This is a genomic window from Lentilactobacillus dabitei (assembly GCF_019061365.1).
GTDB classification, from domain to species: domain Bacteria; phylum Bacillota; class Bacilli; order Lactobacillales; family Lactobacillaceae; genus Lentilactobacillus; species Lentilactobacillus dabitei.
This window is the reverse complement of sequence record NZ_JAHPPD010000003.1, coordinates 1-19960: the sequence shown is the minus strand read 5'-3', so window position 1 is coordinate 19960 and position 19960 is coordinate 1. Positions and strand designations below refer to the sequence as shown.

Below are 19960 nucleotides of genomic sequence, written 5' to 3'. Positions count from 1 at the left end.
AGGGTGTGAACCAATGGGATCAGCAAGAAAGATCGCAACTGAAATTAAAAAAAAGGACTGCCGGAATTATTAAAGAACTTTATGGTCATGGAAATTTAAATAAAGCTGTTTTAGCTGGTGTTCGAAGTGCCGCGACAATTGCAAGCCCAAGAGCGCAAAAAGTGTGGCCATTTATAATCGAGCGACTTGTCAAAATTGAACAGGATATGGGATTAAAACATGAGAAATTATTAAGTACTGATGGGAAACCCACGAAGGCTGAAATCTCAATGTATACAGCCATTCGCCTCTATGCAATTCATCAGCAGGGTCAGGAGTCTTTTGCCGCTGGAGCCTCATACAAGGCCGAATCAGCAGATGGGCTCACTTTGTTTGCAGCGCTTGCTAATTTGCGTCGGGATGAGACGACTCGGACTGCCTTAGATCGCCGGGTACAGGCGCTTTTGGGAACAACCAACGTGAATAGCGTGATCAACTCAATTACCCACTTAGTTGAAATTTTAAAAGCTAGCATGCCGAATCAAAAAATTGATTATCCTAGGTTGGCTGGCGATCTGTATTTATTCCAGACTGGGTTTCGACAGGCAAATGAAGTCCGTTTAGCTTGGGGTCAACAGTACTATCGGTTCATCAAACAAACAGTAACAGCTGAAGGAGAAAAAACTAATGACTAATAATGTATATATCGATCTAAATGTCTTGCAAACAGTGCCTTCATCAAACATCAATCGAGATGATACGGGCGCACCTAAGACTGCTCTTTATGGTGGTGTTACCCGTTCGCGAGTTTCTTCACAGAGTTGGAAACGGGCGATGCGGGTATCCTTTAAACAATCAGGCGTTGATACCGGCACGAGAACCAAGAAAGCTGCTAAATTACTGGCCAGCAAGTTGATGTCTCTGGATTCTTCCTTAGATGAAAAGGCTGCCCTGGCAAAGACAAGTGAAGTCTTTAAGGCTGCCAGTATCAAACTTGATAAGAATAATGAAACGGGTGCGTTATTATTAGTCAGTCCCGGCCAGATTGAAAAGTTAGCTCAATATGTCGTTGATCATGATGAACTTGATAAAAAAGAAGTCAAAAAGGTGTTAAAGACAGACAATTCTCTTGACTTGGCACTCTTCGGGCGAATGGTAGCCGATAATCCTGAACTAAACGTGGAAGGTTCCGCACAGGTTGCCCATGCCATTTCAACGCATGAAGTTGTTCCAGAATTCGATTACTACACAGCCTTGGATGATTTGCAGTCTGAAGATACCACTGGTGCGGCAATGCTGGGAACAATTGAGTTTAATTCCTCAACACTCTATCGGTATGCTAATTTAAACGTCAATGAATTAGCTCACAACCTTGGTTCCTCGGACGCGATTAAGGGCGCAACGGATTTCATCAAAGCATTTTTATTATCAATGCCAACTGGCAAACAAACTACCTTTGCCAACAAAACGTTACCCAACTATGTGATGGTTACCATTCGACCAGATACACCAGTCAATCTGGTTTCAGCGTTTGAAGCGTCAGTTAATTCAAAGAACGGCTACGTTCAATCATCGATTAACAAGCTTGAAGATGAATATTCAGCAACCCTTAGCTTTGTTGCGAAACCTTCGTTAACTGTTGTGTTGGCTAATCATCAATATGAATCAAAACAATCTGATCAGGTTGACAACTTAGCTGATCTTTTGAATGAAGTCACCACGGAATTAACAAAGGTGGTCCAGGATGAAAACACTAACAATTAAATTGACTTCCCCACTACAATCATATGGTAATGAGGCAACGTTTTCCCGACGAACAAGTGACGGTTATCCCTCAAAGAGTGCAATTATTGGGATGATTTCTGCGGCGCTCGGATATCAGCGAGACGATCCGCGAATCGCGGCGTTAAATGATTTGGCTTTTGCTGTTCGCGTGGACCAGCCAGGAAAGGCATTGAGTGATTTTCAGACGGTTGAATGGAAAAGGGGTACCAGAAAGATTACGTACCGGGATTACTTTCAAGATGCTGTGTTCATGGCCGCGCTCGGCAGTGAAGATGAGCAGTTGATTGAACAAATTGAAACTGCCTTAAAGCACCCGAAATTTCAGTTGTTTTTGGGACGCCGCTCAAACGTGCCTGCCGGTGTTTTACAGACAGCCACATTCTCAGATCGTGAACCGGTTGCCGTTTTGAAAAAGATGTCTTGGCAAGCGTCCCATTGGTACCAGTGGCGCAAGCGTCGAAATGAATTGGTCAAAGACGTTGCAATCATTTCGGACGCAAATTTATTACCTGATAAGCGCAGTAAGATGATCAAAGATCGCGTTGAATCCTTTGACCAGCGGAATCGGCGCCATGGCTATCGAGCAGTTGCAACTGATTACGTGGATCTGCAAAATCCATGTTTTGAAAACAAACAAGCAGAGATCGATAATTCCGTAGAAACGAAGCACGACATCTTCGGTTTTCTCTAGAAAGGAGTATGTATTTATCAAGAGTAGAAATTGACGTCAATAATCGCCAAAAAACAAAAGATCTTACGCATCTCGGCGCCTTTCACAACTGGGTTGAACAAAGCTTTCCAGCTGAGGTAAAGACGGGCAAACGACGGCGCCATTTGTGGCGAATTGATCCACTTAACGGTAAGCAATATTTGCTTGTTCTCAGTGAGGAAGCGCCAGATTTAACCCAACTCGCGACGTATGGCGTAGCTGGGACGGCAGTTACCAAATCGTATGATCCTTTTCTGGCAAGCATTCAAAAAGGACAAGTGATGCAGTTTCGATTAACGGCTAATCCCACATATGCAATTAAGCAACCAGGGAAGAAGCAGCCCCGGATTGTCCCGCATATTACGATTGCCCAACAACGGCAATGGCTTGTGGGGAAAGCCGAAAAATCGGGCTTTCAGTTAATTGAAAAAGAGACGGTGAATAACATCGAAGCTGCGGATAACCGAGCGTTTGACGTGATTAGTCGAGATTGGCCGGTTCTCCGCAGAAAGCCCGATCAAGGTGGTCGAGGCGGTCGATTGAGTCGGGTCACATTTGAAGGTTTTTTGCGAGTGGCTGATGTTGCCACTTTTAAGCAAGCCCTGATAAATGGAATCGGTCGTGAAAAGGCATTTGGAATGGGCTTGATGACGGTTATTCCTCGAGGCTAAATCATGACAAAAAAATTTGGAGCAAAAAAGGCGGAACTATCAGAATTGAGTCGGATTCGAGACAGGGTCACCTTTCTTTATCTGGAGCATGCGAAACTAAATCGCCAAGATAGTGCAATATTGGTGACGGACAATCGAGGAACGGTATTTGTGCCCGTCGCGATTGTGAGTGTCCTGCTATTAGGACCAGGGGTTGATGTTTCTCATCGGGCAATGGAACTAATCGGTGATGCAGGGATGGGCGTCGTCTGGGTTGGCGAGCAAGGCGTTCGTCAGTATGCCCATGGCCGCCCGTTGAATCATTCTTCTCGGCTGCTGGAAGCTCAGGCTAGGCTGGTTTCGAATACGCGAACCCGGGTGGCCGTTGCCCGAAAGATGTATCAGATGAGATTTCCCGGTGAAGACGTTTCTGATTTATCGATGCAGGAATTGAGGGGAAAAGAAGGTAGTCGCGTTCGCCAAGTGTATCGAAACGAGTCTCAGAAGACGAATGTGCCCTGGTCTCGGCGAGCTTATAATCCCGATAATTTCGATGCAGGGACACCGATTAATAAAGCCCTCACGGCAGCGCATCAAGCATTATATGGATTGAGTTACAGTGTGATTTGTGCGTTGGGCGCGTCTGCTGGGTTGGGCTTTGTCCATACTGGTCACGATTTATCCTTTGTGTATGATTTCGCGGATTTATACAAAGCTGAGATTTCGATTCCACTTGCCTTTAGGGTGACTGCTAAGTATGGGGATGACAAAGATATTGGCACCAAAACCCGGCTGGCGATGCGAGACGCTTTTAAGGATGGTAAATTGCTGGTCCGGATGGTGACTGATTTAAAGTCAATTTTGGGAGTCACTGAAACAAATATCAGTGCCGGTGTCATTAATCTGTGGGATGACAAGCTTGGTCTGCAGAAATTTGGCGTTCAATACCATGAATTTGAAGAGGATGATGGCTGATGATTGTCGTGACACTAACCAAAGTGCCTCAATCTTTACGGGGAGATTTGACCAAGTGGTATCAAGAGGTCCAAACGGGCGTGTACGTTGGCAATGTGAGTGCCCGGATTCGGGACTTGCTATGGGATCGAATTAACCGAAATATTGGTAGTGGTGAGGCCACAATGGTCTATAACGCCAATAATGAATTGGGTTACCAGATTAAAACGACTCGTAAGCAGTACCAAGTCGTGGATTTTGATGGGATTCCATTGATGATGCGACTCAAGGTTGTCCCTGGAGTGCCAAAGCACGGTTTTAGTAATGCCGCGAAATTTCATCGGGCTAAAATCATGATGAATAAACGCAAATCCAATAAACCTAATCAGACGAATCGCCAATTCGTTGCAGTTGATCTTGAGACGACCGGTTTGAATGCCATGAAGGACAAAATTATCTCGATTGGTGCGATTAAAAGAACTAAGAATGGTGAATATGACCAATTCGATCAATTGATTCAGATTGATTGTGAAGTTCCGAAGAAAATAACAGAATTGACTAATATTTCTTCAGAACTATTAGCAACCGATGGAATCGATTTAAGCTTGGCTTTGCAAAAGCTCAAGGATTTCGTTGGCAGTTCAACCGTCATCGGATATAATTTGCGGTTTGACCAGGAGTTTCTTTCGGAAGCCTTTCATCAAACTAATCAATCTGATTTAACTAATGAGATGCTGGATATAATGCCGATGGTAAAAAAATCAAATCAGTTTCTTGATAATTATCGATTGAATACCGTTTTAAAAGCGTATCAAATTGATAATTCAACGCCGCATCATGCATTGGCAGATGCAAAGGCAACATTGAACCTAGCAATCAAACTCATTGAAAAAGGCCATTTGTAAATTTGAGAATGCCGTTATAGCAGGGATCCTTTAGTGTATTCCCCACGTGTGTGGGGGTGATCCCTAATGACTGAAACTAAAACTGACAAAGTCGCAGTATTCCCCACGTGTGTGGGGGTGATCCTCAGAACAGTTTGTGAGACGATCAAGTCAGCATGTATTCCCCACGTGTGTGTGGGTGATCCCGGGTATGGTCCAGAAAGCTACTATGATTTAGTGTATTCCCCACGTATGTGGGGGTAATCCCTATGAATTCGTTTTGGCACACTTACTTCAGATGTATTCCCCACGTATGTGGGGGTGATCCCGACGGCACCGCTCTTTGTCGGTGCTACAACGAGTATTCCCCATGTATGTGGGTTTAATAATGGATATCCAATAAGGTAGTACAGAGTAACAAATGTCAAAGAAGAATTGAGTTTCAGCAAAACTCATGAAGTGAGTTGAAAGCAATATTCTTAAGGTATAACATAACGTTAACAATTATTTTTTGGAGGCATTTTTATGACGACCATTGGTTTTTGCTCACCGTCGACACCTATTACTGCAATCTCACCGATTCGTTTTAAACGAGCGCAGAAATTTTTGACCAGTAAAGGGATCCAGTTGATTGCCGGCAATTTAACGGCTAAAAGAGATGCTTATCGGTCTGGTTCAATTCGGCAAAGAGCCGACGAGGTTAACGAATTAATTCGTAACAATCGTGTGGATATCATTATGACAACGATTGGGGGAACCAACACCAATTCAATTTTGCCTTACGTAGACTATGATTATCTAAATGATCATCCCAAGACGTTCGTTGGTTATTCCGATGCGACAGCATTGTTACTCGCAATTCAAACCCATGCCCCCAATTGTCGGGTACTGTATGGCCCAGCGTTAGTTGCAGGCTTTGGTGAATGGTCACCGTTCGTGGATGAAACTTGGACACGTTTCTATCAAATCATCACCGCCAATAAAGACGATGAAGTTGTGATTGATGCCCCGCAGTTTTGGGATGACGAGGCTTTGAACTGGAATACCTTTGAAAAGCCTAAGCAACAGCGGCCTAATCAGTGGCAATATATTGGGTCACCAGTTCTCTCTGGGAGAATTGTTGGTGGCAATTTAAACACATTTTATGGAATCCTGGCTTCCGGCTATTTTCCTCAACTTAGCAAAAATGACTTACTGTTTATCGAAGATGCAGAAAAGGATGCCTCAACGGTGGAGAAAAATTTTGCCATGTTAAAAGTGGCGGGAGTGTTTGATCGCGTTAAAGGCATTATCTTGGGTAAGCATGCGTTGTTTGACTCCGAGGGTAGTACGCGAAAACCAATTGATATTTTGGAAGAAGTTCTAGATGGTCAAGATATGCCAGTCATTTACGATTATGATAGTTGCCACACCGTGCCGATGATCACAACTCCGATAGGTGCCCAAGCTGTGATTGATGCCACCAAAGGGACAGCGACCTTTACCGATTTTTAATTGAATAAACTCACCAACCGACTACAATACCTGATATAATTTATTGATTAGGGTCAATATGAGGTTCAGTGACCATTTAAAAACGGCTATAATATAACCAAGAATTCTTCAATTAGAAAGTGTGTACTGTTACTATGAACAAGAAAATCATGTCCGGGTCCTTCTGGCTGTCATTTGGCAGTATCTTTTCACGGGTGTTGGGAATTGTGTATTTGATTCCCTGGCTGTATATGATTGGGTCACCTGAACACAAGAGCGTTGCAATGGCGCTGTTCAATGCTTCGTATAACCCGTATGGCTTGTTTATCGCCTTGGGGACCGCGGGATTTCCGTCCGCAATTGCCCGCCGGGTGGCCATTTATAATGGTGAAAATAAGTTCTTGGATTCCAAACAATTGGCGAAAGTTGGCTCTTTTGTGATGCTGATGTCGGGGATCCTTTGTGGCGCTATTTTATGGATTATTGCCCCCATCATTGCTAAAAATAGTCCGGTGGTGTCCGCTAGCAGCGCGGTAACTTCTATTCGCGTATTAGTTCCGGCAATTGTGATTCTGCCATCCATGAGCAGTGTCAGAGGGTGGTTCCAAGGAAACCAGGATTTGAAACCATATGGGGTGTCTCAACTTTGGGAACAGTTCATTCGAATTGTTTTTATTTTAGTATCCACGTACGTTGTCATTTATGTCCTCCATCGAAGCTATATCGAAGCCGTTTATTTAAGCGTGATGGCGGCTTTCGTTGGGGCGGTTGCCAGTTATCTGTACTTGGGACTTTACTATAAAAAGCAGTCGGCTAACTATGTCCAGATGGCGGCTAAGAGTAAGCCCTACGATCTATCAAGCATTCAAAGTATCTTTAAGATGATTGCTTATGAGTCAATTCCATTTGTCATCGTTGGGTCGGGAATTACGCTGAGCCAATTAATTGATCAATTGTTTTTTAAGCAAGTAATGGAAGGTGTTCAGCACTATTCGGCGGTTTATACCCAGTATATTTATACCCTGTTTTCCGCCAATCCAACGAAGATCACCACAGTGGTTGTTTCACTGGCATTAGCAGTGGCTGAGACGACGTTACCACTATTAGCGCATAGTTTGGCCGCTCACGATCCGGATATTGGTAAGCTGATCTTCCAAAATATCAATATGTTGTTATTCACGTTATTGCCGATTGTTGCCGTTTTAGGCGGTTTATCCTATGAAATTAATGGGATCTTCTTTAGCTTTAGCACGCTTGGCGGTGATTATCTGTTTTGGAATATCATTCAAAGCCTGATTCTTGGCCTTGCAATCAATGGCCTCACGCTGCTTCAGGCACTTCACTATAGTAAAAAGGCAATGTATTATTTGTTTGTTGGACTCATTGCGAAGCTCTTGTTCCAGCCACCGTTGGTCATTTTGATGCAAGGCTTTGGGGCCATTTTGTCGACCGCAATTGGCTTTGGCTTTGTCATTTTACTCAGTTATGGTGAAGTGCGTCGTGAATTTCATGTGCCATTTGGCAAGTTAAGAGTAACGGTTCTGGTTAACATTGTTTTCTTTGCAATCGTCATTGGGTTGGCGATGGGGATTCACCAACTGTACGTTCCGGCTGGGTTAGTCATGGCGTTTATTTTCTGTTGTGTCTTTGGCCTGGTTACCTTGCTGATCTACCTGTTTATGGCAAATCATACCGGCTTGTCGGGAATTATCTTTGATCGCAAAATCGGTTACAAGTATTTCAGATATAAACATTTCCAGTAAAGCAGTCGATCGATTGGCTGCTTTTTTATTCTTGGGGAATGGTATTTTAAACACGAATATTTCATATATTATGCGTGACAGGGTAATATTTTATTGATTTCTTGCGGTAGGATAAAACTGATTGATGATGACTTTATTTTATCAAACTGGAGATCTTTGCTTTGAAAACTTTAACTGCCGCTCAATCTAAAAAGGCAGTTGGCATTGCCGTTCTTTCCGCACTTCTATATGCACTATACCCACCAATTGCTAAAGTCGTGTTGCACAACTGTTCACCAATTATGCTGTCAGCGTTATTGTACATCGGAACCGGCGTGGGCATGGCAATCATTCTGCCATTCGTGTACTGGCTATTACCCGACATGAAAAAGGAAGCCTCGTTGGCCAGAACTGATATCCCGACCTTAATCGCGGTGGTTGTGGTTAACATCGCGGCAGGAATCTTAATGAATATCGGGATTGAATTATCGACGGCGGCCAGCGCGTCGTTATTAGGAAATTTCGAGGTTGTCGCGACAACAATTCTGGCATTTTTGTTCTTCCATAAAAAAGTGGGACGCCAACTTTGGCTCGGGGTGGGGTTGGTATTTCTCGCCAGCTGTGTCTTGAGCACTGATGTCAGCCATCTAACCATTAACTGGGGATCAATTCTCGTCATTTTGGCAACCTTTTGCTGGGGCCTGGAAAATAATTTTACCCGGGTTCTGTCTGTCAAGAATCCCATTCAAATTGTGATTGTGAAGGGAATGGGAGTCGGACTTGGGACGCTGATTGTTGCTTTGATTGACCAAAAAAATTGGCCGGTTCTACCGATCGTTGGGATTGCACTGTTGCTGGGTTTCCTGTCTTTTGGCGTCAGTATTTTCTTTTACATTTTAGCTCAGCGGTACATTGGGGCTGCCCGAACCAGCGCGTATTATGCCCTGTCGCCCTTTTTATCAACGTTTATTGCCATCATGTTCTTACGAGAAAGGGTGACATTCCAATTGGTATTGGCAACGTTGATGATGATTGCCGGCAGTTATGTGGTTGTCCGAGAAACCTTTAGTCATGCAGAATAGTTAAAAAATGGCCCCAAAAGCAGTTCCATCCATATAAGTCAACTAGCCAGACATTATCCAGTTAGTTGGCTTATATGTTCAGAGAACAATCACTTTTTGGGCCATATTTTATTAATAGAATATTGAACATTCTTTATATCAACGTCATTACTAGCGTGACAGTTAAAGGATCATGATTTAATGAGACCTTGTCACCCAGCCATGGTCATTGACGTATAAAAAGGATCTGGTTTCGTAAGTGATTGGATTCTCGAGGGTCATGGCTTTGGTCACTTGATAGCGACCGGTTTCGTCGAGATTGCCAACTTTGGTGAGGATGACGCTGTCGCCATTGATGGCAGCGTCATACAAAGGCGTCGGTTGATCGCCAAGCTGATATGGCTTGGCTTCAAACGCTTGCCGGTTTTTTAAAACGAACTCCTGGCTGTTTGATTGAGTGAACCATTTAGTGACGTCAAAACCTGGGGAACCAATGATGTTACTGCCAAAGACATCTCCACCTGAACTCATCGCAGTGACCTCCCTTAAACAATTTTCTTAAAAGAATCACTTTAAGTGTACTGGTCAGTGGGGGTAAGTCAAGCATCGACAACGTGGCAAAAGATGATCCCTTATTTTTCAACTTCACTCTTGTATTGAGGTGCTAATAAGGCAATTGTATACTGACCAAATTTGGGATAGAGCGTTGTCTGATTGGCCTTGAGGTAAATTGGTGAGCTCGTGATTCCAATGAACCACTTATCATTGGAACGGGTACTGTATTTGTTTGGATCAATGCCCTGTTTCTTCAAATCAGCCGAGACAAAGTCCTTAAAGGAAAGCTTGCCGGTCACTAAGGCTTGGCGTTGCTGTTTGGTTGGTGCGCTAGAATTGGTAATAAACTTCATATGAGAGTAAGGAGCCTGCTTTAACAGCGGATCATTTGGATTTTGAGCGTATAATTTAGCCGCTTCGGGTAGGTTGGCGCCAGCCTTAATAAAGCCAAACAGGCTATAGGCATCGGTATTCTGTCTAGCGGCTACTTGTTCATTGTAGACACTGTTACCAACCCTTTGCCCCTGCAGATTCTCCAGTTCATCATCGTCTGCGTTCGGGATACCACCAGGATTAGGAAACTCCCCAGCGGGCAAGACCCCTTTAGCCATATAACCGCGCCAAACATATCCTTTGATACCGTTATTATCAGTGACGTAGTAAAAAATGCCGGTCTTTTTACCGTTGGTCATCTTTAGCGTTTTGGTCGCGTAAAAAGTGCTGTTGTCCAGCATGTTGAGGCGGTGCAGCTTATGATTGAGATGGTAGTTCCAAAGATAGGCATTCCGGTTTTCGCCATTCCAGTAAACGGGAGTTTGATGATAGGTTTTGATTTTAATTGCATGATAAATACCAGCAGCGTGTGCAGGACTAGATAACGTCGCTGCTCCCAAGGTCCCTGCCGCGGCTAACGTTAATAAAAGTAGTGATTTTTCACGAGTTTGAACCTCCATATTAAGTTGAATGAGCAGCGTTAATCTTCGTCACCATCAATGACGCCATCTACTAAAATGACCACTCCTTGACCGTAACCCTTGCTGCCTTTGGGACAGGCATAGGCGCCAATTTGGTAGCCTTTGTAAGCTCGGAAGCTGGAATTACCATTATCGGCATAGATGGCTTTGTTGACGTAGTCTTTAAAGGACGTTTTGCCAGCTTTAAAATTGGCTAAATCAGCTGCTGTTTGATGGACGTAAAGGTATTTGAAGCTACCGTTGGCTGCCCGCCAGATATCTGGGTAATTGCTGGTAACCATATCTTCAAAGTCCTGAGCGGCCACCCACGGTTTATTAGGATCTTCAATATTGGCATACTGCTGAAATTTGTTGGCCACTTTTTGCAGGTAGGCGTTTGGCTTAACGCCCTCAAAATAGCTGGCTAGTTGGCGACTGAGATCATTGCCGTAATTAACGGTTCCTGAGGTGTTGGCAGAATCAGAATTGTCGTCATTGGACGTTGAGCCATTGTTACTGCCGGTATTTGTACCGGAGCCGGTCGTTGAATTGGCGTTGTTTGCGTTTGGGTTGACCCCTCTGGTTAAATAGCCGTGCCAAACGATGCCACTCTTATCGCCCTTGGCATTTGTAACGTAGAAGTAGGCGTAATTTTTACCAGTTAAGCTCGAATGCATCAAAATTTTCTTAGAAACATACCACGTCGTTCGGGGGTAGTTTTTAAGATTATGTAATTTTGCGGTATGAGATAAATTATATAAATATACCGATCTAAACGTGCTGGGATGATAGGCGATCGGGCTATAATTTTTTATTTTGAGTGTTTGAAAGCTTGCTGCGTGACTGACCGGTTGATTGATTGCGAAAAAGCTGACAGCCGCTAAACTGGCACTTACTAAGAAAATTGATTTCTTCATATAACGATCCTCTCCAATGACTAATGTTAGCAAGGCAACTGAGGATTCACTCAGTACCCGTTATTACGATAATTTTAGTATATCACTCTGGTTACATATAGAACATGGCTGAAATAATTGATGGCGTTAGTTTAAAAGGTATTAATGCTTGATGCCCTAAGGCTGGACAGGCAAGTAAAATTTGTGTAAAACAATCTAAGAATAGTCGAAAAAGCGTTTATAAATGCCACTTGGCTTTCCATTCTTATATTGATAAAACTTGCGCTAAACGACTGATCCGGGGCATTTAACGAAGCGGACCAACCATTCCAAATTTTTGGAATAGTTGGTCCGCTTTGTTAAATTCTGGGATCAAAACACTGTTCGTCCTAGCATTTAATAAATAAGTTATTAATATTGAGTGATTTTGAGATAGCTTTCATACACTGCGCTTTTATTAAAAGGAAAGTTCCGATAGATTTGTAGTCCCGACTTGTCAGTGGCGCTCAAATTGAGGGTAATGGTTTGAAATCGTGACTCTAGCCAACAAACTTGCGCGGCTGTCAGTGAAAGCAGATTGCCTGGCTGAGTTTCACCGAAATGATCGAGGGTGACTCGGTCGGCTGTTGGCTGGTAAATCAAACAATAGCTAGCAAGGCTGCCTTGATCGTCAAGTAGGACTGCTGGCGCCTGCATCACCAACTTGGCTGCCAACAAAGCCTGCCAAGTTGACAGCGGAATATCGCTGACTGGGTTATTTTGATGGGCACTTCGATAATGTGTTAAGGCAGTCGTGGCAACCTCATTCCATAATGCTGGATGATTAACGAGCTCAGCCGAAGTTAAGAGCCGCGTGGTTATGGCAGTGCCTGGAGCCTTAAGCTGAACTTCTGAAAGGCGCAATTGGGGCTCGGTTACTTTCTCAATTTGTTTGAAGCCTTGAGTTGGCAGCCACTTATTAAAGGCGTGTTGAGGGGCGTAATCACTGGTGATTATTCGATCAACGTCAAATTTCCAGGCGAGCTTGTTGATGTCGGCCAGAATCCGTTTGGCTAGTGTCAGCGGTTCACCGGCTTTGGGATCAATAAATGCCGCAAAATTCAACGCATTTGGCTGGAACTTATTCAACCAAAAGACTGAAGTAGCGTCAATGCGCCCATGCGGATGATAGACCTTAACATTATCGGGATAAGTTCGCATGGCGCGGAAAACTTCATGTTCATTGATTGGCAGCGTGGGGATAAATATTGTTTTGTTGGGTAAGTTAGGTCGCATCAGTGAACCCCTTACTTAAACGGATTCTCATTCAGCACCCGCGTGTAAAAACTAATTTCATGGAAGGCTTCGTCCAATCGTTCAGAGAAATGGTCACTGTTAGCGGAATCGGGTAACAGTTGGCCAGTTTGCGTAAAGTTATCATCAGCATTCCACAATAATACCGGTGTCGGTAAGACGATCATTTTGAGCATTTGCAGGATTTCTACAAAAGATTCAGCTGCTAACATGCCACCATCACTGTAATATGAATATGAAATAATTTGAACCGGCTTGCGGTTGACTTCTGGGCCAACATAATCCAAGGCGTTCTTTAAAGAACCCGGGATGGCGTGATCATATTCCGGTGTCAGAAAAATATAGCCATCTTCGCCATTTAATTGACTTAACCAACGGCGTTCATTACTTTTGAGACCTTGAATGCCCTCTGATAAAGGAGTCTCCTCATGACGATAAGGTTCCAATGGAAAGTCATCCAATTTGATCCAATCGTACTGCACATCAGGCGTATCGGTATATTTTGACTGTAAGTAATTAAAAATGGCTTCACCGAGCTTACTTCTGACCGATCCTAAAACGACACCAATTTTAACCATTCACTAATTCCTCCAATTTATCCATTTATTTTGAGGTGAGTTGTTGATACAATTTGTCACTAATAATGTGGTTAGTCCACATCCAGGCAATATGGCCCAGAGCTTCTGAAACGTGCTCTTCAACCGGTTGGTCTTTCGGAGAAGGGACAGTTCCCATTGCGGGCATTACCCCAAGATGAAAGGCACCCCAGACACCGAGGCCAAATAAAGTTCCCTGACCAAGGCGAATAAATGGCACGTAACGGCCGGCAACCGTGTAGAACACGGCAAAGGACGTTGAAAAGCCAAAATGAATCAGATAGCTCACCCAAGGTAATTGTTGCTCTGAATAAGTATATGTTGCGTGTGTCAGACGACTTGGAACCCCGAATTGTTCCAACAATCGCTGTGGTGGGTTGGTTTTATCGCGAGCGGGAGTTCGTGGTGGCAAAACATTTTCCCAACCGAGCTTAACCAGGCCGGAAACGATGCCGGCAACGCCACCAGCAATGACGGCAGCCTGCCAATTAATATGTTTGTTCAAAAGAATCACACTCCTTTGATAGTTATTGTATGCCTTCATTATAACCAAAATACAAAGTAGCGGTTAAAATTCTTCCCTGGGGGTATGATGTAAGTGAAATTAGATTCAGCTTTGGTAATCATTAGTTTCGGAGGTGATCATCGTGAAAAACAGTGGTTGGCGAATGACCAATTTATTTTTAGCGTTGATTTTCGTTGTGGTTACGGTATGGATTTTGATGCGGGGAACGGATGCTACAGGGACGGTTCAGAAGCCTGAAATCAAACTGATTAATTTAATGATTTGGGTTGGTTTCGCTGCCGTGACCGTGGTAATTGAATTGATTGTTTGGTGGATAGCTAAGGCACGAAAACGTCGTTAATTTGCTGGCAAAATTGGAAATGGGGGATGCTAAGATGAATAAGTCTGATCATTCAAGTTTACAAATTCAAAAATTAAAAGCAGATGCGGTTCTGCTTTATATTCAGACGTTAATGCTCGTTGGAATTCTAATTTTTGACTTGATCGCGGCAATCTTTTTAATGTTTAACTTTGGCAGGACCGGGACGGTTATTTATATTAGCTGTGTTCTTGCTGGCTCACTCATTGCTTTTATAATGGCCTATTTTATTTTGAGGGTTGGTAATTCTCGATAGTAAACGATGAGCAATCTTCAAGGGCTAAGTCAAAATAACTAAAATGTCATTTTCGGGCCCAAATCAGTTGATTCGGGTCTGAATTTATTTCAAGAATGGATACCTCCTTCCTAATAATTTACCAAAAAAATTCAAAAAATCTGATGTTAGAAGATATAACGTGTATAATATCGGTTAAGGGAAACCCAATAAATAACTTAGGATGGCCTTAAAAAACGACAATTATGGAGGCATTTGATGAAAACTGCTGATGATATTCGTAAGTTAGCTAAGGACGAAGAAATTGCGTATTTGAGAATGACTTTTTCCGATCTTAACGGGGCACTAAAAAACGTTGAGATCCCAATTGATTTGTTGGATGTCGCACTAAATAATCAAATTAAGATTGATGGTTCATCAATCACGGGCTTTTTACCAATTCAAAGCTCTGATATGTACTTGTATCCTGACTTGGATACCTGGACCATTTATCCTTGGATCACGACTGGCGGGAAGACCGCTTCACTCATTTGTGACGTTCACAATAGTGATGGCACGCCATTTGCAGGCGATCCGCGTTTTGTTTTAAAACAGCTGGATGATTCGTTAAATGAGATTGGTTGTGGTCATGCCAACGTTGGTGCCGAGATGGAATATTTCTTATTCAAAGCCGATGATGCTGGTCAACCAACTGGGCAATTAAATGATCAGGCTTCATACTTTGACGTCTATCCAGATGATCGGGGCGAGGCTTGTCGCCGAGAAACGGTGAATACTTTGAAGACAATGGGCTTTTCGATCGAAGCTGATCACCATGAGGTAGCGCCAGGGCAATGTGAAATTGATTTCAAGTATGCTGACGCGGTTAAAACGGCCGATCGAATTCAATTATTGAAATTAACGACGAAAGCCATTGCGGTTAAATATGGGTTGCGAGCAACATTTATGCCAAAACCACAAGCTGGCGTGAATGGATCAGGGATGCACCTGAACACCTCTTTGTTTGATGGCTCGCAGAACTTATTTGATGATCCCAAAGGCAACCACGGATTATCAGAGTTGGCAACTCACTATCTAGCCGGCATCTTAACCCATGCCCAGGCCTTCACCGCCATCACCAACCCAACCATTAATAGTTATAAACGCCTAGTACCAGGCTTTGAGGCCCCAACTTATGTTGCTTGGGCAATTGCCAATCGGACGGCCTTAGTCCGGGTTCCAGATGGCCGAGGACCGCAAACTCGTTTTGAATTAAGAAGTGGCGATCCAGCTGCTAACCCTTATTTGGCAATTGCCGCAATTTTAGCCGCCGGGCTGGATGGAATCAAGAAGAAGTTGACGCCACCCAAGAACGTTGAAGACAGTATTTATGACATGTCCGCAGAACAGCGGACAGCTGCTCAGATCGTTCAGCTACCGTCATCACTACCAAAAGCGTTAGCAAAGCTGCAAGCAGATAAAGCATTGACCGAAGCAATGGGGAGCGTCATTCCTAAGTACCTCCAAGTAAAGCAGGATGAATTGACGCGCTTCCAGTTGAGTGTAACTGATTGGGAAAAGCAAGCTTACTTTAACGTTTAAATGACACTGGAATAGGCGTTTTGATCCCGGCCATTTGTTGCAGCTTTTATCTGGGTATCTGGAGTGATCCAATTTTGATTCATATTGACAGACAGATTGCTGCTGAGTATATTGAATATAATTCAACGCAACAATGTTAATAAGATGATCAATATGGTGCGGTGATCACATTTGCCTTGGTAGTTGTGTATGGTTTACTGGGGCCGGTGGTGCTGCTGGGGTATTTGGTGATTGACTGTTTCCGGGCACGAAGACCGGTTGCTTAATGACGATTTAAAGATGTTTATTAAAAAGGCAGGGCTATTAGGATGTTGAATTGCATCTTAAAAGCCTTGCCTTTATATATCGAAAATATCTTTTACAGCATCTAATGCGCGAAGTTAGGGAACAAAATAAGGAACGTTTATCGAGAAAGTTTGGATAGAACGTTCCTTAATTACGTTGTTGTTAGTCACTGAATCAAAATCCCAAGAACCAGTACCACGGCCGATATTCAATGTTGCCTGGATAGTTGAACACATTGAAGCTGAAACCACCGAGGGCAAAGCCAATCACAAATAACAATGCTCCTAGCACTAGTAACAAGCCGACAATCTTCCAATAATTATCTTTCAACCAAATCACTAACATTTTAGTAGGCCTCCTTGAACTTGCTGATTAACCATTTTGAAAAAGAAACTGAGGCAATCGAGAAATATTTGATGCTCCACCAAGCAAGAACCCCGATTAACAATGCTAACCCGAAGCTGAATAGCGAAGTGCCAAGTTCAATTGTGCCAACTGCCACGCTGACTTTGAACAGTGCGATAAGTCCGGCCGGCAAGCCATAAGCACCGATTACCAAAGCAAGTCCTGACCCTAAGACTAGGCCTGCTCGGATGAACCAAACCAATAAATAAGCAAGGAGAATCAAGATGATAGCCAGGAGCAGCAGTGAAACCCATAAGGGCGAGCCAATTACCAGCGCGATGATAATTAAGATCAGCCATATAGTTGGAAAATGGGTCTTGGGATGATCTTCATTCATAATGTTTTTTACGATTGTTGTTGGGTCGTCCAACCCATTAGCCACGTCGTCTTCACTGACGGACCGTTCTTCGGTTTCATCGGCGATTAGTTCATTGTAATCCTGTAGGTAGCGATTAATATCGACAACGTGCGACCTTTTCAAATTATGGCGCAATTGTTTTAAAAATTCATTCTTGTTCATTTTCGAACGCCTCTCTAACGAATTGATAGATTCTCTCAATCTGGTTCTGATTAGCCAAGAAATTTTTGCTGCGGGTGATGCCGGCTGATGTCAGATGATAGTATCGCCGCACCCGGTTATTATAGATTTCGTTATGACTGGTAATATATTCGTTCTTTTCTAGCCTCTTTAAAATGGGATATAGAGTTGACTCTGAAATAGGGAAGGTGGCTTCCACATCCTTGATAATTTGGTAGCCGTAGGAATCGCCTTTGTTCAATACGGCCAAGATACAATGTTCTAAAAAGCCTTTTTTTAATTGTGGATTCATCTCTTTCCCTCCTTTCGATAATACTATGCAACGCATAGTACTAAAATACAATAGTATTATTAAATGAATCAAAAAACGTTTCATAATGATCATCGTGGGTGTTAGCCTGTTAAAAAAGTTAGTCACCAAAAGAGAACCGTTGTAAAATCAGTCATAGTAATTTACCAATGTGAATGCGTAGTCAATCGGAGGTGATATTTAAGATGAAATTTGTTTTTGACGTGGATGGCACGATTAGTTTCGATGGCCGATCAATCGATCCACGAATTATTCAGGTAATGAAGAAACTCCCAGGCACCCCGCAAGACATTGTATTTGCTTCGGCCAGACCTATCAGAGATTTGTTACCAATGGTGGGCGATTTAGCAACCTCACCATTAATTGGTGGCAATGGTGTAATTATTTCTTTGAGTAATGAAGTTAAGGTTGTGGCACCGATTGCCGACGGAGATTATCGGCTCATTAGGCAAATCATTACTTCCGGGAATACTGATTATATTGTAGATAGTAAGTGGGATTATTCTGCGCGGGTGAGTCAGAACAGCTTTATTTTGCGGCAACTAGACCCAGACCATTTGGCTCACAAAGTTGCCTTGACGGCAATTAATCAGGCAATTAAGGTCATCTTACTCAATTTAACTAAAGAACAGCAAGATGCCATTGCAACAACTTTAAAGAAGCATACGAATTTAGCCATTATTAATGATCCAAGCGAACATAATTTAGATCTGACCGCTCAGGGAATCAATAAATACACAACCCTACGGAAGCTTTTCCCAGCCGAAAAGTATGTTGCTTTTTGTAATGATGCCAACGATGTTGAATTGCTGGCTCACGCTGATAAAAGTGTGTGGATTGGCGATGAGTTACCTGTGGGGATGCAGGCGCCGAATTTCCAATTTGCTGGCAATATTGCCAGTGTGATTGAGGCTGTGGCGCGGATTGGAACCATGGCTTCGAAAACTAGTTGCTAGGTTTCAAAACTATCCCAAAATAAAATTGAAAGTTGTGATAAAAGTGATGATCAGACGTTTTCAGAATCAAGATGCTCAAACGGTTTCGAAATTAGTGGCTAAAACATTACTAACGACTAATTCAAAGGACTACTCAAAGGCCTATTTAACTAAAGTGATTGCAGAAAGGGATGCAAATTTCTTTATTGAAAATTCACAGTACACCCACATGTATGTTGTCTCAGTTCATCATCAAATCGTAGGTTGTGGTGCAATTGGTCCCTTTTGGGGGAAAGAAGATGAAAGTAGTCTATTTAATATGTTTGTGTTGCCAACCTACCAAGGATTGGGAATTGGGCGAAAGCTGATTCAGACACTTGAAAAGGATGTATATTTTAAACGGGCTAAGCGGATCGAAATTCCAGCTTCGATCACGGGCTTAGGATTTTATCAAAAGATGGGATATAAGTTTAAGAATGGTCAAGATAAAGTTGATGATGAAGGGCTGTATCGATTAGAAAAATTTAATTCCCCATTCTAATGACGCCTGAAAGATCAAAGAAAAGAGTAATATTTTGAAACGAGCAAATTGGTTTTCGAATTTGTATGTTAAGTACGGCATTTTATGGATCATCTGGTTAGTTGTTCAAGACTACGGCTACGGTGAATTGGTTAAATTGCCTTCTACCGCCAGTTACGCGGATTTCATTGTGAATACCGTGATTAAGCTCATTATTTGGGGCGGCTTGGTTATTTGGTGGCTGGTCATTGAGAGGAAGCGTCTGTGGCTGAGGTGGCAAGCATTTGTATAACGGTAACTTTCCCCGACTTTTTTGGATATTGCTGATCGTGTTTATTGCCTATCTGTTCGGCATTTCCTTATATGAACATCACATGCTTTACATAAGTCCGGATTTATTCACCCGCGAGCATCACGGCTTCATTGGGGTAACGATTATTGCTGGGCTGGCGGAAGAATTGGTATTTAGAGGATTCTTTATGAATCGTTTACTGGACTGATATAGCTTCATGACGGCCAACATCATCCAATCGATCTTATTTTTAGGAATCCATTTTCCAATTTATTTTGCAGATCATTTGTCGCTCATGGGGTGGTTAAATAATGGATTCACCGTTCTGCCATTAGGCTTAATTTTTGGCTGGATTTTTTACCGGCTTGAATTGTCAAATTAAGTGCAACACGACATTAAAGAATATTTCATAAGGCGTTTTCCATCCGAGACATTTACGGGGACG

General features: G+C 42.9%; 25 protein-coding genes and 1 CRISPR repeat array. Of the genes, 16 read left to right on the top strand and 9 right to left on the bottom strand.

Going from position 1 to position 19960, the window contains the following annotated elements; translation table 11 throughout:
- Positions 1-5: 5 nt before the first annotated feature.
- The 9 genes from casB (at position 6) to KTE19_RS00805 (ending at position 9258) form a co-directional block, all read left to right on the top strand.
- The gene (casB, locus tag KTE19_RS00845; protein WP_347339387.1) at positions 6-674 is read left to right on the top strand and encodes a type I-E CRISPR-associated protein Cse2/CasB; all 669 of its coding nucleotides are present in this window, start codon (positions 6-8) and stop codon (positions 672-674) included.
- Positions 667-1743 carry a type I-E CRISPR-associated protein Cas7/Cse4/CasC gene (gene cas7e / locus KTE19_RS00840; protein WP_217341403.1) on the top strand — a complete coding sequence of 359 codons (1077 nt, stop codon included), beginning with the start codon at positions 667-669 and terminating at the stop codon, positions 1741-1743. Before casB ends, cas7e begins: the two co-directional genes overlap by 8 nt.
- Complete coding sequence (gene cas5e / locus KTE19_RS00835) at positions 1724-2455, top strand: type I-E CRISPR-associated protein Cas5/CasD (protein WP_217341402.1); 732 nt, start codon at positions 1724-1726, stop codon at positions 2453-2455. The genes cas7e and cas5e overlap by 20 nt, the downstream gene beginning before the upstream one ends.
- 8 nt (positions 2456-2463) lie before the next feature.
- Complete coding sequence (cas6e, locus tag KTE19_RS00830; RefSeq protein WP_217341401.1) at positions 2464-3144, top strand: type I-E CRISPR-associated protein Cas6/Cse3/CasE; 681 nt, start codon at positions 2464-2466, stop codon at positions 3142-3144.
- Between the two features lie 3 nt (positions 3145-3147).
- On the top strand, positions 3148-4098 hold the full coding sequence (cas1e, locus tag KTE19_RS00825; protein WP_217341400.1) for a type I-E CRISPR-associated endonuclease Cas1e: 951 nt from the start codon (positions 3148-3150) through the stop codon (positions 4096-4098).
- The gene (gene cas2e / locus KTE19_RS00820; protein WP_217341399.1) at positions 4098-4982 is read left to right on the top strand and encodes a type I-E CRISPR-associated endoribonuclease Cas2e; all 885 of its coding nucleotides are present in this window, start codon (positions 4098-4100) and stop codon (positions 4980-4982) included. Before cas1e ends, cas2e begins: the two co-directional genes overlap by 1 nt.
- A 35-nt stretch (positions 4983-5017) precedes the next feature.
- Positions 5018-5289: direct repeats of the CRISPR family, unit length 28 nt; unit sequence GTATTCCCCACGTGTGTGGGGGTGATCC.
- Between the two features lie 197 nt (positions 5290-5486).
- Positions 5487-6455: a S66 family peptidase gene (locus tag KTE19_RS00815; RefSeq protein WP_217341398.1), complete on the top strand. Its 969-nt coding sequence runs from the start codon at positions 5487-5489 to the stop codon at positions 6453-6455.
- Between the two features lie 134 nt (positions 6456-6589).
- On the top strand, positions 6590-8197 hold the full coding sequence (locus tag KTE19_RS00810; protein ID WP_217161810.1) for a putative polysaccharide biosynthesis protein: 1608 nt from the start codon (positions 6590-6592) through the stop codon (positions 8195-8197).
- A gap of 161 nt (positions 8198-8358) precedes the next feature.
- Complete coding sequence (locus KTE19_RS00805; RefSeq protein WP_249778552.1) at positions 8359-9258, top strand: DMT family transporter; 900 nt, start codon at positions 8359-8361, stop codon at positions 9256-9258.
- A gap of 177 nt (positions 9259-9435) precedes the next feature.
- Here the strand turns inward: KTE19_RS00805 and KTE19_RS00800 are convergent, their stop codons facing one another.
- The 6 genes from KTE19_RS00800 to KTE19_RS00775 form a co-directional block, all read right to left on the bottom strand.
- Positions 9436-9768 (bottom strand): hypothetical protein, encoded by a 333-nt coding sequence (locus KTE19_RS00800; protein ID WP_217341397.1) that lies wholly within the window; start codon positions 9766-9768, stop codon positions 9436-9438.
- A 101-nt stretch (positions 9769-9869) separates the two neighbouring features.
- Positions 9870-10745, bottom strand: a complete 876-nt coding sequence (locus KTE19_RS00795) for a hypothetical protein (protein ID WP_217341396.1) — start codon at positions 10743-10745, stop codon at positions 9870-9872.
- Between the two features lie 20 nt (positions 10746-10765).
- Entirely contained in the window at positions 10766-11662 is an 897-nt protein-coding gene (locus tag KTE19_RS00790; RefSeq protein WP_217161820.1) for a hypothetical protein, read from the bottom strand.
- A gap of 390 nt (positions 11663-12052) precedes the next feature.
- A complete protein-coding gene (locus KTE19_RS00785) occupies positions 12053-12916 on the bottom strand; it encodes a hypothetical protein (protein ID WP_217161822.1) in 864 nt (287 codons plus the stop codon).
- An 11-nt stretch (positions 12917-12927) separates the two neighbouring features.
- Entirely contained in the window at positions 12928-13512 is a 585-nt protein-coding gene (locus tag KTE19_RS00780; protein ID WP_217161824.1) for an NADPH-dependent FMN reductase, read from the bottom strand.
- Between the two features lie 25 nt (positions 13513-13537).
- Positions 13538-14035 (bottom strand): DUF1440 domain-containing protein, encoded by a 498-nt coding sequence (locus KTE19_RS00775; RefSeq protein WP_082622202.1) that lies wholly within the window; start codon positions 14033-14035, stop codon positions 13538-13540.
- Positions 14036-14177: 142 nt separating this feature from the next.
- Here KTE19_RS00775 and KTE19_RS00770 point away from each other — a divergent pair, with 142 nt between their 5' ends.
- The 3 genes from KTE19_RS00770 to glnA all read left to right on the top strand — a co-directional run bounded on the left by KTE19_RS00770 (position 14178) and on the right by glnA (position 16230).
- Positions 14178-14396, top strand: coding sequence for a DUF3923 family protein (locus KTE19_RS00770; RefSeq protein WP_217161826.1), 219 nt, complete (start codon positions 14178-14180; stop codon positions 14394-14396).
- A gap of 34 nt (positions 14397-14430) precedes the next feature.
- The gene (locus tag KTE19_RS00765; protein ID WP_217341395.1) at positions 14431-14670 is read left to right on the top strand and encodes a hypothetical protein; all 240 of its coding nucleotides are present in this window, start codon (positions 14431-14433) and stop codon (positions 14668-14670) included.
- Between the two features lie 237 nt (positions 14671-14907).
- A complete protein-coding gene (glnA, locus tag KTE19_RS00760) occupies positions 14908-16230 on the top strand; it encodes a type I glutamate--ammonia ligase (RefSeq protein WP_217163889.1) in 1323 nt (440 codons plus the stop codon).
- A 459-nt stretch (positions 16231-16689) separates the two neighbouring features.
- Here glnA and KTE19_RS00755 read toward each other — a convergent pair whose 3' ends face one another.
- From KTE19_RS00755 to KTE19_RS00745, 3 genes are read right to left on the bottom strand one after another with little or no spacing between them, the layout of a single operon-like run.
- Positions 16690-16860, bottom strand: a complete 171-nt coding sequence (locus KTE19_RS00755; RefSeq protein ID WP_217163891.1) for a hypothetical protein — start codon at positions 16858-16860, stop codon at positions 16690-16692.
- A gap of 1 nt (position 16861) precedes the next feature.
- Positions 16862-17440, bottom strand: a complete 579-nt coding sequence (locus KTE19_RS00750) for a DUF1700 domain-containing protein (protein WP_217341394.1) — start codon at positions 17438-17440, stop codon at positions 16862-16864.
- A complete protein-coding gene (locus KTE19_RS00745) occupies positions 17427-17750 on the bottom strand; it encodes a PadR family transcriptional regulator (RefSeq protein WP_217341393.1) in 324 nt (107 codons plus the stop codon). The genes KTE19_RS00750 and KTE19_RS00745 overlap by 14 nt, the downstream gene beginning before the upstream one ends.
- Before the next feature lie 203 nt (positions 17751-17953).
- On the opposite strand from KTE19_RS00745, the gene KTE19_RS00740 reads away from it, so the two are divergent.
- Genes KTE19_RS00740 through KTE19_RS00725 form a run of 4 tightly spaced genes read left to right on the top strand, consistent with a single transcriptional unit; the run spans position 17954 to position 19723 of the window.
- Positions 17954-18724: an HAD hydrolase family protein gene (locus KTE19_RS00740; RefSeq protein ID WP_217341392.1), complete on the top strand. Its 771-nt coding sequence runs from the start codon at positions 17954-17956 to the stop codon at positions 18722-18724.
- Positions 18725-18770: 46 nt separating this feature from the next.
- On the top strand, positions 18771-19244 hold the full coding sequence (locus KTE19_RS00735; protein WP_217163900.1) for a GNAT family N-acetyltransferase: 474 nt from the start codon (positions 18771-18773) through the stop codon (positions 19242-19244).
- 34 nt (positions 19245-19278) lie between these two features.
- Positions 19279-19515 carry a hypothetical protein gene (locus tag KTE19_RS00730; RefSeq protein ID WP_217341391.1) on the top strand — a complete coding sequence of 79 codons (237 nt, stop codon included), beginning with the start codon at positions 19279-19281 and terminating at the stop codon, positions 19513-19515.
- Positions 19508-19723, top strand: a complete 216-nt coding sequence (locus KTE19_RS00725) for a CPBP family glutamic-type intramembrane protease (RefSeq protein ID WP_217341390.1) — start codon at positions 19508-19510, stop codon at positions 19721-19723. Before KTE19_RS00730 ends, KTE19_RS00725 begins: the two co-directional genes overlap by 8 nt.
- Positions 19724-19960 lie beyond the last annotated feature (237 nt).